Origin of the sequence: Paenibacillus peoriae (assembly GCF_022531965.1) — a bacterium.
Taxonomy (GTDB): domain Bacteria; phylum Bacillota; class Bacilli; order Paenibacillales; family Paenibacillaceae; genus Paenibacillus; species Paenibacillus polymyxa_D.
In genome coordinates, this window is record NZ_CP092831.1 from 5,765,340 (window position 1) to 5,779,538 (window position 14,199).

General features: G+C 38.4%; 14 protein-coding genes. 3 read left to right on the forward strand and 11 right to left on the reverse strand.

All coding sequences use genetic code 11. The features are described 5' to 3' along the window. Positions 1 to 5: 5 nt before the first annotated feature. Positions 6 to 386: a hypothetical protein gene (locus MLD56_RS25590; RefSeq protein ID WP_029518905.1), complete on the forward strand. Its 381-nt coding sequence runs from the start codon at positions 6 to 8 to the stop codon at positions 384 to 386. Between the two features lie 67 nt (positions 387 to 453). Here MLD56_RS25590 and MLD56_RS25595 read toward each other — a convergent pair whose 3' ends face one another. The 7 genes from MLD56_RS25595 to MLD56_RS25625 all read right to left on the reverse strand — a co-directional run bounded on the left by MLD56_RS25595 (position 454) and on the right by MLD56_RS25625 (position 8,697). Continuing rightward, positions 454 to 981 carry a hypothetical protein gene (locus MLD56_RS25595; RefSeq protein WP_029518906.1) on the reverse strand — a complete coding sequence of 176 codons (528 nt, stop codon included), beginning with the start codon at positions 979 to 981 and terminating at the stop codon, positions 454 to 456. A 427-nt stretch (positions 982 to 1,408) separates the two neighbouring features. Next, positions 1,409 to 1,984, reverse strand: a complete 576-nt coding sequence (locus MLD56_RS25600) for an NUDIX hydrolase (protein ID WP_029518907.1) — start codon at positions 1,982 to 1,984, stop codon at positions 1,409 to 1,411. Between the two features lie 4 nt (positions 1,985 to 1,988). Further along, positions 1,989 to 3,842: a glycosyltransferase gene (locus MLD56_RS25605; RefSeq protein ID WP_029518908.1), complete on the reverse strand. Its 1,854-nt coding sequence runs from the start codon at positions 3,840 to 3,842 to the stop codon at positions 1,989 to 1,991. Between the two features lie 777 nt (positions 3,843 to 4,619). After that, the gene (locus MLD56_RS25610; protein WP_029518909.1) at positions 4,620 to 5,291 is read right to left on the reverse strand and encodes a hypothetical protein; all 672 of its coding nucleotides are present in this window, start codon (positions 5,289 to 5,291) and stop codon (positions 4,620 to 4,622) included. Positions 5,292 to 6,091: 800 nt separating this feature from the next. Then, positions 6,092 to 6,922: a macro domain-containing protein gene (locus MLD56_RS25615; RefSeq protein WP_029518911.1), complete on the reverse strand. Its 831-nt coding sequence runs from the start codon at positions 6,920 to 6,922 to the stop codon at positions 6,092 to 6,094. A 14-nt stretch (positions 6,923 to 6,936) separates the two neighbouring features. Continuing rightward, positions 6,937 to 7,491 carry a TIR domain-containing protein gene (locus tag MLD56_RS25620; RefSeq protein ID WP_029518912.1) on the reverse strand — a complete coding sequence of 185 codons (555 nt, stop codon included), beginning with the start codon at positions 7,489 to 7,491 and terminating at the stop codon, positions 6,937 to 6,939. A gap of 162 nt (positions 7,492 to 7,653) precedes the next feature. Next, a complete protein-coding gene (locus MLD56_RS25625; protein WP_029518913.1) occupies positions 7,654 to 8,697 on the reverse strand; it encodes a toll/interleukin-1 receptor domain-containing protein in 1,044 nt (347 codons plus the stop codon). 183 nt (positions 8,698 to 8,880) lie between these two features. Between MLD56_RS25625 and MLD56_RS25630 the strand changes: the two genes are divergently transcribed. Beyond that, on the forward strand, positions 8,881 to 9,120 hold the full coding sequence (locus MLD56_RS25630; RefSeq protein ID WP_029518914.1) for a hypothetical protein: 240 nt from the start codon (positions 8,881 to 8,883) through the stop codon (positions 9,118 to 9,120). Positions 9,121 to 9,361: 241 nt separating this feature from the next. Here MLD56_RS25630 and MLD56_RS25635 read toward each other — a convergent pair whose 3' ends face one another. The 4 genes from MLD56_RS25635 to MLD56_RS25650 all read right to left on the reverse strand — a co-directional run bounded on the left by MLD56_RS25635 (position 9,362) and on the right by MLD56_RS25650 (position 13,602). Next, on the reverse strand, positions 9,362 to 10,642 hold the full coding sequence (locus tag MLD56_RS25635) for a hypothetical protein (RefSeq protein WP_029518915.1): 1,281 nt from the start codon (positions 10,640 to 10,642) through the stop codon (positions 9,362 to 9,364). A 120-nt stretch (positions 10,643 to 10,762) separates the two neighbouring features. Beyond that, entirely contained in the window at positions 10,763 to 11,986 is a 1,224-nt protein-coding gene (locus MLD56_RS25640; protein ID WP_049817057.1) for a protein kinase domain-containing protein, read from the reverse strand. Between the two features lie 124 nt (positions 11,987 to 12,110). Then, a complete protein-coding gene (gene rlmH, locus MLD56_RS25645) occupies positions 12,111 to 12,590 on the reverse strand; it encodes a 23S rRNA (pseudouridine(1915)-N(3))-methyltransferase RlmH (protein WP_013312768.1) in 480 nt (159 codons plus the stop codon). 178 nt (positions 12,591 to 12,768) lie between these two features. After that, a complete protein-coding gene (locus tag MLD56_RS25650; protein ID WP_029518917.1) occupies positions 12,769 to 13,602 on the reverse strand; it encodes a hypothetical protein in 834 nt (277 codons plus the stop codon). A gap of 184 nt (positions 13,603 to 13,786) precedes the next feature. On the opposite strand from MLD56_RS25650, the gene MLD56_RS25655 reads away from it, so the two are divergent. Then, complete coding sequence (locus MLD56_RS25655; RefSeq protein ID WP_029518918.1) at positions 13,787 to 14,125, forward strand: helix-turn-helix domain-containing protein; 339 nt, start codon at positions 13,787 to 13,789, stop codon at positions 14,123 to 14,125. Positions 14,126 to 14,199 lie beyond the last annotated feature (74 nt).

Below are 14,199 nucleotides of genomic sequence, written 5' to 3' on the forward strand. Positions count from 1 at the left end.
AAATAATGAAAAGCCAATTAAGAAATATTACGGTCGACGGTTATGCCTTCGTTTATTGGTACTCAGGCGGGTCTCGCTTCATCCTAAACCTATCTCCCAAAGAGAATAAAAACATCAAAATCACGCTCATCTTTCAGGCCATTCCTCCTGAAGAAGAGCCTCATACTTTTTGGTCCTTTTATGACATTTCAGCCCAAAATAATGAAGTAGAAACTGCCATCCATCTAGGTAAACTCAAACATATTGCTGAAATCATCTCTTACTTGATGGCAAAACGACAAGAACTTTGGGTCCAGGGGAAGCCTCACGTTCTGGATCATGCCTGGGATTTACTAAAGGAAATGGGCTATTCCGAGTTCAAACCGATCTGGATTAGACAGTGGTAGTCGTAATGGTTTGTGAACTAGCCCCCTTTGACCACTCAAAGGAGGCTTAAAGTTCACAGGGATACGACTATTCGTTATCTGGCGTGGCCGGACTGGCCGAAGGCATCAAGCCTTTAACGGCGCCGAGAAACGGGCGAATGGACTTGATCATACCGTAGCCCATCTTCACGACCGGGACAAATTTCTGGATCATGCCGAACAGCCGCAAGCCGCCGCCGAGCATACCGCCAAGCCCTCCTGCGCCCGCAGTGGAGCCGCCAAGGCCGCCTAACAGCGAGCCCATCATCGGCAGGAATGCCGACACCTTGGCGTCTGGCTTGCGGGAGCGCGAACGGCCGGACGGCTTACGCGCGCCGCTTTTCCGGTTGCCGAGACGGACGCCCGGGGCATGCGCACCAGCTCTGCGTTTAATAGATCGGGAGTCTTGCTTCCCGGAAGAAGCGCGTGGGGGGACTCCGGCACTGGAAAGTACCAACCCGCCGTAATTAACGTCGGTGATGTAGCCGACGTAAGTCTCTCCGCTGTGCAGGGTGACACAGACCGGACGGCCCTGAAACTTCTTAGCCCGTGCACGCATCTCTTTCGATTGTGCCATGGAAGTTCACCTCGCTCACTGATTATAATTCAGTTTACGCCAGGGGCGGGCTGCCTGCTTGTGCGAATAGGACATACGCACGCCAAAAATCGCCTGATGATCTCGTCGTCATCGGAGCTTTAGCCTGCTCAAAAACGTTGGAAGCAAAACTAGCCGTTGCCGGCAGTTCGACAGGTTATTGCGTTCTTTTTCACATTCATGCAACACTTCAAATATCGAACTCAGTGTCATTCCACATTCCGCGATCTTCCAACATGATTTATATGGTATTTATGTATATATATATATGTCAGTAACCAATTTTTTCAACGCTTACTACACAAATGACCCATAAGAGGGTCACTTTTTTCAAGTGTCCTTCTTGTGGGTCACAGTTCACATGATCTTTGGGCCCTTCTTCTATTACAGTCTCTTGGTTACAATTCAGTTAATCACTATTAGCGCCGTTCTCCATATTAATATTATTCTTATATGCGAATTCACTTAGAATATCTCTTGTTGTTTCAAAAGCAAGCTCATCCCAAGGTATTTCTCCCCAACCAAAATATTTAGCCTCAAAACTTTCAATGTTTGTCTTAAGGGATTGATTTTCAGCAGTGGCTTCAAACGCCAACTGAACTGTTCCGTATTTTGACATAGAATGTGTTTTGATAATATCTTTAACTTTTACTCGTGCTCCTGCCTCCTCTCTTACTTCTCTTTCTATTGTTTCAAAGACATCATCTCCTCGCTCTACATGTCCACCTGGCAACCCCCATAATCCCTTGCTCGGGTTCTCAGCTCTTCTCAAGAGCAACACCTTATTCTCAAAAAGAACAAGAGCAACTACTACTAACTTGGGATCTAAATAAAAAATAAATTGGCAATTGTCACAAACAAGTTGTGGTTGGTCAGCTATATGCAAGTCTTGAAGAATAAAAGGAGAACCGCAGCGGGGACAAAATTTTAAGTCTTCCTTACTATACTTCCAATCATACTTTAGATATTTATATTCATTTTCCATCAAGTTACCTCACCTCACTTGTTAGGATTTCATTTTCCCACAACTCAAAAAACTTCGAATAAACCTGTGTATACAATGATTCCTCATTTTCTGTTTTATAAACAGTAAATCTAGGTCTATGCTCAGAAGGCACATAATCCGTTATTTCAAAAACCATTTTTCCATAATTGGTTTTATCATATCCCGTTATAATATATGGGAATATTGTCTTATACGTCTTAATTGTAATGTTGTTTCCCAAATCTCCTAAGTTCGCCTTCACAGCTTTCAACCTATTTATTGAGTTCCGTATTTCAGAGCTAAAATCTTCACTTTTTTCAAAAGAGTTACGAAATGATAATATATCATGGTATTGGTCAATCCAATCAGGATCAAGTAATAATAAACTTATATTATTAGTTTTTGCCTTTTCCAAAATTAATCCCTTAGAGTCACTAGAAAGATGTATCATTGAAGTACCTGAAATAAAAATATGGCCTCTTGCCTCATAAAGGCATGTCTTATAATCTTCAATTCGCTGAACATTTGTGTCAATTATTTTAACAATACCATAAGGATTTTGTGCTTTAGCGACATAATTTTCTAATGAAGATATGTTGACTCGGTATCCTAGTCCTCCCAAAAAGTCACCAACTGTTCGTTCCCACGTGTATCCTTTTTTCAGTAATTCTTCTTTTAGAATCTCAGCTTGTTTATTAAAAAATGCAAATCGGTTGTAAACTTCATTAATTTTAAAATTCAAATTTTTAATAATTGTATTTTTTTCTGCTATAGCATCTTCTGAATCATCCAGGAAAATGTTATGGTTTGGAGTTAAGTTTAAATCTAAAAGATATATAGCATCCACAAGATCTGAATCCCTAATGAAAGAATCTAAGAATTCATACAGACCTGTGTTTTGAGAAATAACTAGTGGAATTCCTGCTGAAATAAACTCCCAACCAACTAATCCAAAACCATCGTGTGATGACGGTAGAAATCCGATATTTGATTTAACTAGATACTCATAAACATGGTCTCTACCTCTATAAGTATGAAATTGAACTTTTGTTAACCTTTCAGCATCCTTTTCCTCAACGCCTATAAGATTCACTTTTGATTCTGGTGTTAAAGTATCTTTATGTTGCATAAAAAAATCTTCTAGTGCTTCAAGAGCTAGGGAAGATTGCTTAATTGCATCATCCTTCGCATCTAATCGCCCAACCAGTGTGGCTGTAAATGTTCTTTTACTGCCCACTCCAGGTCGATGCCTTTTATTTAAGTCCTGAAGTCCGGGGATCAACTCAACCGCATTTTGTCTTGCATATTCGTTTGCATGCCTGGTAAGTTTAGGCCCTACCCCAAACACCATATCTGCTCTTCTTAGCAAATCTTTTTGTTTGTCGAATTTTTCCTTCTGTACCTCTTCAGAAATAGGTAGGTCTTGTTTGAGGCCATAATAATCTTCGTAGACCATATGATGTATTAAAGCGAAACGAGAGCTTTTTTTAAATAAGGCGTTATATTCTTTACATAATGAAATTGCATGTTCGCCAGTAATAACATCATGTCCCACCCACCATGAGAATTTAAATTGTTCTTTTACTTCTTCGATTGATAATTTCAGAACAAATGATAATCTTTCTAATATTTTAAAAAAGTTCACCATGTAACCAGACTTTTCATACCCATTAATTAGTATTGCATTGCTATTCGTTAACACTTCAGTTTTGTTAGTTACACAAATTACTTTGATATCTTCTAATGTTATTGTGGATAAGTAAGAATCGATTGATTTGACTAAATCAAGGTTAAAAGAATTTATTCCCCCTCCTTCAGTTCCCCAGTTATCTGCAAAAACAACTACAAGTTCCGTCAAACTCTTCACCTCTAACTAAATTACTTACAAACTTATATAAAGGATTTATTACTAAAATAATATTTTTTTCCATTCCCATTACTCTTGAAACTGATTTATTTTGTTTATTACTACCCTTTTCTTATACCTACAATTAGATTGGTCTATAACTGTTGATCTTAAATATGCTAGAAATAACTTCCTCCTACACCCAACACTACACACAAGGCCACTTCCTTGAAATTCGGTATTTATCTAGTCAAACGTTCACATTACTAGTTTTGCAGCACTTGTATGAGTTTTATGAGTCCCCAGCCTCTATACCGGATTTTTTCTAGGAGATGAGATTCCACTAAAGTTCGATATCCTCTTTAGACATAAACAAAGCCACTTAAATCATTTTAATCCCACTAGAAACTACTCACCATTTATATAATAAGAAACAATTTCCACCTCACTTGGTTGCGTATTTCATTCGTTGGGAACGAATACGGCGGAAGGTATAGAAACCTCATTGTTGCCGAGCAGCAAGCCACACTAACCTGATATTTTCCACGAATTGCCTGGAGACTCCCGTTTGAATGAGGCACTCAATGTAGGTGTAGATAAGATTTTGTTAGGCTTTTTTAGATAATAACTTCAACTTGAAGACTGGTATTATCCAGAAGATCAATAGTCTCGTTGACTACACGAACACTTTATTGGTAGTTTCATATACTTTAGTTGCTTATCTGCATTCCCAGAGTATACAACACTAACTATATAATGATGTGTACTTCCCTTAAGCTTCGCTGCAAATTACTTATTTGAAACAAACTCAACAATTTCAAGTGGAAAACCTTTATTTATAGTGTGATCGTAGCTATAAATATGATCTCTATTGTTTACACATCTGCCCAGTTTTTTCTTGAATCTTTCATCGTTATAAATATTCACTCGTCCACCGCAAATAGGACAAACCCCATACTTTCTTATTGTATAAACATCACCATTATCATCCTTATAAAGTACCAGCTGACTATTCCCCTTATAAACACCATTGTTCTTTAGCTTCTTATGTTTGTTGATTGATTCAAGAGCATATACCCCACAACCAAGCGAAACCATTAATAAAAAGAATGAGAAATCACTTTTTTTAACGAAGTAAGTAAATATGGTTATAACTGCCGATATTACCGATAGCACCCCTGAAATTTCAAACTTTAACTTGTATCCTCTAATACCACCCACTACTTTTCTATCCAAGCAATTCTCATATTCTACAACTAACTCATTGGATATATTAGGAGCAACATTAAAGTTGTCAATATAAAACTCCTGCTTACTATTATTACCTAAGCCAATATTAATATTATTATTTCCAGCATTTATCGTATTATAGCCACTGTCTCTTTGTTGAACTGGCTCTTGGCAATATGGACAGAAATTAAAATCCTCATTGACTACTCTTTCACATTTTCTACAGTTCACTTTATCACTCCAAACCAACCAGTGTATTGGTTAATTATACCACGATAAAATGATTTTTTGTCGATTGCACGGTGTGTCTGTAATGAGATTGGACTTTTTATCTTACACTATGGCATCTCTTAAACATACCATGTTCATCCATTCTGGAAATCTCCATGTTTTCGCACAGATTTCGTCCTACTTGTGGTACGGTTCACCCCGATTGCTTAGTTAGTAAGGCGGATTATTAGTTGGTTGAAATCCAAAGGTCGCACTCAAGAAAGTGCGACCTTTGCTATATGAAAAGCAATGTTTTATGGATAATTTACTAAGCGACTTTGTATTTTATTCCAATGCCTTTTTATCTGTTTGTAAATTAGGCTTTCGATAAAGGGAATACTTCCGAAAACAGAATGTGCCTTTTTCGCATATGATACAAATTCCCATAACCTTTATAGTTCCAACCTAAATGAGTATACAACGAATACAGTTTTTTTCTTCCAACAGGTTTGTTTTCCTTTTTACTTATCCAATTAACAGAAGCTACCTTCGACAGGCTCACTAATGTTCCTTGCTGCATCATTCCCTTTTCAGCAACGCAAGACTCTCCTGCACCTGATCGTAAAGAAAATTACGCTGGACAACAAAAAGCGTGTCAACAGCGTTGAACTCTCCTTCAACGAGGAGACTGAGAAGCATTTTTTAAGTGCAGCCCCTTCCGCAAACAATATAACGGAAGGGGCGTTTCTTTTGCCCGGAAAAGCCCCACTTCTCCATCAGAAGTTGGTCATTACAATTTGGCCAGTTCTGTATATTTACTTTCACGATTCCAAGTCCTTCAGAGCGAGTAGATTTATCTTTTCTTGTTTTTTCTGCCAGACCACGATTTTCACCTTGGAAGGAAATGTGAATTTTATACGACTCACTTTAAATGTCCATATAATGAGCTCAAGCAATTCTTGATCCAGTATATTTTCGTATCCTCTAAAGCGAGTGATCCCAGATCCCAAAACAGGCAAGGCGACTGTTCTACCGGCATAGACTCTGTCTATCTCATTCCAGAAATTCAACAGGCAGTTTATATAGTCGTTCATCTCGAGATATGCTTTGTTTCTATCATCGAAACGTGAGAACGCCGTAAGGAGATAATCGTCTACCGTGCAGATTGTTCCAAGCCTGTATCTAATCTTCTTCCCGACAGTTCTGCCTGCATTTTCACATGCGATCATTTCTGGCAAGTGGGTGTCAGAAGAAAAAATTTCGTCTAAAACAGCGATATTTCCCTGATAGAATTTTTTAATATATATTCCGTTGAGTGAACTGCTTGAGATGACTTTCTCGTCTACCAGTGTGTCAAAATATTCATTAAAAGCGATCGCTTTCAGATCAGCCTCCTCAGAAAATATATCACCGAACTTTACCTCAATCTCTGAAGTGTTAATCGTTAGCTTGATACTGCGACGCATATTGGCATGGACCCAGATTCCGATGTAAACAAGGACCAACAATGCCAGTGCTCCTCCACCAATGACTATCTTGATTTTAGGGTCTATTTCAACGAAAAGAAACACAATAGAGGTGATTACACTTATCACGCTTAGAAAGCCATAGAATATATGTAGTATCTTTTTATCAAAAAATGGGACTTTCATTCACATCTTCTCCTTTATTGAATTAGGCCCCATTTGATTTGCGTTTCACGTTTGTAATGATTCTTACCACTGCTAAGATGCTCACCATTCACATGAAAACGTGTGATAGCATTTAAAATGCACTCTTTAGCGAAAGGGATATGGATTGCTTCTATACCGGTATCATTTATACGGTCTCTAAGTGCCTTGGGCCAAATGCCACTGTGGCTATCCACATACAAAACAGATGAGAATTCAGGGTAAGCGATAATAAGCGGAATTCTGTACGTGTCTATGGCCTGCTCGATCTCATAAGATAAAACACTTCCGGTATAACGAGTCTTACTCGTAAGAATGACGAGCATGTTTTTCGATGCTCTAAGCCGTTCCTGGATGCGTGCATACAATGTTGTCCGTTTACTTGTATCACGTACCGCATCCGTTTTCTCGTGACTGTTAGTCAGCGAAAACTGAATGTTTTTATTCGCATTCCATGCTTGAAGAGTAGCATAGTATTTGAAGTCAGACTTTGCAGGGTCTGCCTCTCCTAAACCATCAAAGGCAACATAGGTTCCAGTCCGATTTGCCATAATCTAAACCCCCATTATAAACATTATTTGCTTCTCCGCACGGAAACATCTTACCATATATCCCCTGATACTGCTTACTCTAACCATAATTTCGCCCTATTGTAGGATGTTCCGGTATCGTAAAGTAAAAAGAGTCTGCGTAAGCACAGACTCTAAATCAATTTATGTCGAAATTTGTATTCGTTGTTCCAATACCTTCTCCCAAAACGGTCGGTAGATCAAATTCATTCGTACAGAATCATACTCTGCTTCAAATCTTTCTTCGATAGCCGGCCCTATATCGCCAATAAAAGCTGCTAATTGGTCTAAGGCGTCGTCTGCCTTGGAAATGATAGGATGTTCATAATCAGGTTCCCATCCTGTTTCCCATTTAATGTAGCCATCGCTCTCATGGGCATTCAACTCCGACCTATCTTCGTTGCTGGTAAAACCATCATAGCCTGGACGACGAGCATTATATATGATGCTAACTACCAGTGCTGGTAAAGAATCTAGTTTAGTTTTAACGGACTCTACTTTTTCCATAAAGGTATCCCATTCGCTCATTTCAGCATAGTCCATTTCTTTAACTTCTTCTGCGTCTTTCATTTTTCTAAGTTGCTCATTCTGCTTTCTAAAGTCCTCTAATTCTACTTCCATTTCTAAATATGCTTCCTTGTAAGTAGCCAGCTCTGTTTTTAGCGTATCGAAATCGGCATCTGTGAGTGGTTTCAATTCCTCTGTCGCTTTGATAAATGGGAGAAGTTTATCCTCGTAAAGTTCTTTCGCCCTAGTTCCAAAACGCACCATATTAGGAGAATTCAATCCACGATCTACAATGGCTTGAGCTAGCTTATTCAAGTCCTCAATATTTGAAAGAGTAATGGTCTGCAAATTAGTACGGTATGGGGTTTCGGCTAGTGCCCTATAATCCAGCGGTGGCACCACTACGGGTATAATTGCTTGCTTATTTACCCAAGTAGCCCCTAACTCACATAAACAAAATTGGCTTTGTAAGTAGTTGGGAGTTATAAACGGCAGAATTATTTTGCATTCTTCCATACCTTTTCGAATCTGCTCTACCCAATCTCCTCCGTAAGTTAGCTCTTCGTCAGAAGTTAAGAAGAAATCACTTCGCGAAAGGTTGAACTGGTTTTGAAGTAAATCCATGAGATTTCTTACTATAGTAGCATCCTTTGAGGAATGACTTATGAAAAACATGGCCATAAATTCCTTCTCCTTGTTTGTAGAATTAAGAGCAGAAAACAAATTTTACCTTCTTATATTAACACCTACTCAATGTAAAAAACTAGATCAAGTGCTCTTGAATCTTCTTATATTTCTTTATGTCTGTGAAAAAAATAAACATGAAAGCCAACGATCAAAAATCTGCTCTCAGGAGGTGAAAAAATGCCCCCTAATATGGATGCCTACGAAAAGCTGGTCGTACAAGAAGACCAGCTCGTTAAGCGTGTCTGCACTTGCGAAGGGACCACCAACACGATCCTGTATGTGCTCTTCCAACGAGGAAAAACGATCAGTCTTTCAATCTGTCGATATATGGCGATGAGTATGATGTACAACTTTGTAAATATACCAGTATTAGAAGAAATCAATAAATCGAGAGTGTGTTGTTATTTGATTAGATAAGTACCTGAGAGCGATTCCCAAGAAATCGCTAGGCTTTCAAGCGAATTGGGCTATACATTGGATGTCTCTAAATTGCATCTTTAAAGTCTAAAGGGAAGGCTGAAGCGCTATCAGCTATTTCGCCCTATTTGTGATACGGTTCACCGCGTTGTCTGTAACGGCAAGTAACAATGCTTTTGTTTGGATCAGTGTAATGTCATTTGTGGTTGGTTCGATTATCCCGGCTGACGGCGTACAATACCTATGAGCCCAATATTCCTACCAACTTTTCAAATTCTCTTTCGATAATCTGCGGAAGGCTATCTTTGTTATTCTCAAATGTTGCTGCCCTACGGGCAAGTGCTTCTTTCGTAAAGTAAGTCTCCACATTGCAGTTATGCGCTTCAAAATATTCTTGGGTAACAATTTTAGTAAATGGAATAAAAAAGTCATTCGACCTACTGTACATAATGCCTTTGACTTTAAAAAGTCGTAGTAACTCTCTTAAGTTTTGATCATTACTTAGAAAAAAAGGAATGAAGTAACGTCCATGTCCGCCATTTATAAGCTGTCGCTCCATCATCCTAGGTACAGAGAAATCCCAGGCTATATTTTCAATAAATTGAAGCACCTTTTTAGGGTTCATTCCTTTATTGATTTTATTGAGAATTTTAACATCGTTTTGTGTAGTGAAATACTTATGAGCAATAACAAACTCTCTGTCAAAATACACACCAACAATATTAGTTAAAAACTCAAAGAGCTTCTGAACTTTCTTATGTACAGTTGTTTTTGATTCGAACTTAATTTGCATTACCCCTATTATGAATAGTACCATATACCTCTGTATTCTTAAGAAATAATCCATCCCTTCTTGTGCATAAGCAGAATTGAAAATTCCATTAAAGATTTGATCGGCTTGCAATTGTGCTTCATTTTCTGTAATCCCATATTGCAACTTTCCTGTTTTAATATATTCTTCTCTATTAATGCTCTTGAAAAGTTCGAGGCTGACCAAATTAAGGTATACCTTGGCCTTTTTATCCCTTTTGGTCTCTTCATCCTCACCTTCTATATTTACAAACGAATTCTTATAGTTTTCTATCATATAAAAAATATGATCATAATTAAAATTATTCCTGATTAGCAGGTCAATTGTGGTAAATATCTCATTATTTAAAGTCGAATAATCTCTACTTACAAAATTATGTATATAGCTAGCATAATTTGTATCCAGCATTATTGAGTAGTCAAGACCAAATATGGTGTCCTTTTCCCCGTTATTAAAGATTTCATTCAATAACTCGTCATCAATAAAGTATAGCTTGTCCGTCTCAAAGTAAGGAATGAAGTGGCTATCGATATTGTTGATTAATTTATTCAACTCAGTAGGATATACACTTTTGTGATAGTTATCTAAAGAGATAATTGATGACTTACCTTCCGTTGACTCCCCCATCATTACCCAAGCTTCAAAAACTTCACTTGCATTTGTCGCAATAGAAAGACTGTATAGTCCTTGTTTAATACGTTCATCTTCCATTCGGTTACGCTCCTCATTAACAGTTAGCCTAATGACTTTTAACAGGTAACAGATCATAAATGCCTACATTCGCTAAAATATTGACCTTTATTTATGATGTCCTCAAAATACTCTGCTGCCTTACAACTTTAATAACTCGTGCTTCACACTTTGAAAGGCATTTACCATTTCCTCAACAGAAATAAAGCGTTCATCAATATTTGCAGCCAAACCTTTTAAAAGAAATTCCTTAACCGCCTGGCTCTTCCCGTAGAGTCCATTTCCATGCTTCTTCCCACAAAACAAAAAGTTTACGACCTGAGTGAGAGCGTATATCTCATGCCTCACTTCGTAGTTTACGAATCCCACCTTTGTCAAGTCAGGATCGTTTAGTGAGCCTTTCACACTCGAATCTATACTCGTTAATGAGCTTTTTGGAATTTTTACTAGACCAAAATCAGCTATCTTGAGTACAGTCCACGTTTGATCGAAGTGATGAATCAGAATATTGTGGTAGCTAATGTCTCGGTGCAATATTTCCTTCTCATGGATGTAGATGAAAGCGTTGAAAAGCTGACCAATAAGCTTAAGCCGATCTTGCATATCCAACTTAGTGTTATTGTCGCGAATGTAATCAGCAAGCGTTCCTCCATTAGCATACTCAAGGGTATGCTCATGCTTCTCATCGTTGTAGTTATAGGCTTCAATAATGTAAGGCGAATTAAATTTACGTGTAGTCTCGTACTCATTCTTAAATCTCTGTAATTCCTTGGCCGTTAAATTAGTTTTGGCACGCTTTAGGGCAAACCAACGATTATAATACGGGTCTTTGTATTTAAATACCTGAGCATATGACCCACCGCCGATTAGCTTGGTTTGAAAGACTTCTTTATTGAATAAACGCTTAACTTCGACGACGTTCATCATTATAAATATAGCTCGATGCTCAATCAGTTCAATCATTGGAAAATCAGAGGGAATAGTGCTGCCCCCGCTCTTACTCAAAAAGGCACTACATCTACCTATTAACTCCACATAATATGGATCCAAATCAAAGGCAATCGGTGAATTCTTCAAATTTGTCTGAAGCTTCTGAAAAGCTTCAATCACATCAATTAATTCCCGGCTAGGGTCTGCATTGAAATGTCCACCATATCCAGGTGAAAGCTTCTGATTCATGAAGGAAAATAAATTATTTAACATGGCATGAAACAGTGGGAAAACTTGTTTAAGGTCATCATTCTTAATGTTTTCATAGTAGTCATCATATAATGCAGATGCATCTTTCATGTTAGAGAACTGGGCATTGATCTTTCGGGTTTGTACACGTAAATACTCGTCAATTTCATGCACAGGAACAGCCATATCTACCCCCTAGCTAAAGTCGTATAAAAGCAACTAGTGTCAAACATCCTCATTTTACCATATCTAATTAACAGAGGTTACTTCTTTGATTACCTATAACCACGTCGTAACAAAAAACTTGCCGTTACTTATGGTACGGTTCACCCCGATTAATCTTCACCGCTCGGTAAATCTGTTCCACCAGCACCAATCGCATCAGCTGGTGAGGCAGGGTCATTCTTCCGAAGCTCAGCTTCTGCTGGGCGCGGCGGAGGACTTCGTCAGAGAGACCATGACTGCCGCCAATGACGAAGACAACATGGCTTGTACCGTAGGTGCCGAGCTTGTCCAATTCCTCTGCGAGTTCTTCCGAGCTCCACAGTTTGCCGTCGATGGCGAGTACAATGACGTGTGCTTCGCTTTTCACATGAGCAAGGATGCGCTCTCCCTCTCGCTCCTTGACCTGTCGAACCTCCGCTTCACTTAATGTATCAGGAGCCTTTTCGTCCGCTACTTCGATCATTTGGAACTTGATGTATGGCCCTAGCCGTTTGGCATATTCCTGAATGCCCATGACCAAATACTTCTCTTTTAACTTGCCAACACCTATAAGCTGAATAAACAAATTCCATACCCCTATCTATGTCGAATGATAATGTAAAATCGTATTTATGATCCCTAACTTAAAAACATACCTGTAACATAGTTATTTTAGCACCTGAAACGCCTCTTACCTATTTATTTCCTCTCTGTTACGAGCCTATCCCCTGTTTAGAACATAGCGGATCATTCATTTACGCTCTTCACAATGGAATGCTCTCAGTTCCGTATTCCTCAAGACACTGTATTAGCATCTGTCGATATTGGCTGATTTGTTCCGCTGTCGCTGACTCCCGTAATGATTCCAACAATGCTGTACATTTCTTAAATTGACCATCATTGCCCGACTGATCAGCTAGTTGCATCGCCTGCACAGTAAGCCCCACTGCGTCCTGTAATCTGCCGCACTTCCGATAGTACAAAGCCAAGCGATAGCAGTAACTATAATAGTAGGATACGTTCTCTGCGTCTTCATAACTCTCGAATTCATCAATCTGCTCTGCAAACGTATGTAAAATATCTCCTACATCCAAATGATACATAAGCGCTGCCTGTAATATGGTATTCAGCCCCGGTAATATTTCCTCTAGATTATCCTGCAAAAAGGCTACGTATTCCTCGATCAGCTCTATATTTCCAGACAAAATATCTACTGCATATAAATTAGTTTTGGCTAAAAACCTGAACTCCTCAACAACATGATTTTCTTCTTCCTTTAAATCCTCCATCCATCCCAGCTCAGCATACTTATAGATACACTCCCTTGCCTGCTCATATGTACCCTGGTTCTGGTGAGCCATTCCACTCATCAGGTGACTGAATCCAAAATAATATACCAACGGACGTTCTAAATTGACATGCGGGATGAGCAATTTCATTGCTTTATGATACTGTCGTTCTTCATAGATACGCTGTACACATTGGTACAAAATATCTGCCGTCTCCATCACCTTCTTCCAATTTCCAAAAGCCACGGCCATCTCTAACATTTCAACAATGATGTCCGGTTTGAGCGATTTCAGGATAGAAGTTCGCAAAGAGGGTTCCTCCTTTAAAATGATTAGGATAAAAAGCACTCGCTCTTAATATATTCCTTTGTGAAACTCCAAATAAGTAGTACAATAAATTAACTTAATCGCAGTTTTTTCAATAAATTTTACCGCCTTTATGTCTCTGCTAATTACATCGATACTCTCCTAACCTTTAGGAGAGGTGGCTAATATGACAAAATTACGGAATTCAGTTGGAGAAAGAATTAGAGCAATTCGGAAGGCTAAGGGATTAACACAGCAACAACTTGCGGAACTTTCAGGATTAGATGATGCATATATCGGATCAGTAGAGCGTGGCGAAAGAAACTTTTCGATTGATACCTTGGAAAAGATTTTAATCGGATTGAATGTCTCTGCTTACTCTTTGTTTTACAATTCCGATAATTATATTGACTCTATACAGATGAAAATAATAGATAATTATAGTTCAATTATTAGCGAACTAAGCCCTAAACAGGTCCAAAACTTAAATAACATCATCAGTGAATTTAGAAATGCATTTAAGTGAAATTTATTTTGAAATAAATATATTAATAGTGGACTTATTTTCATCTTAAAATAAAAACCGATAGGTAATGCTAT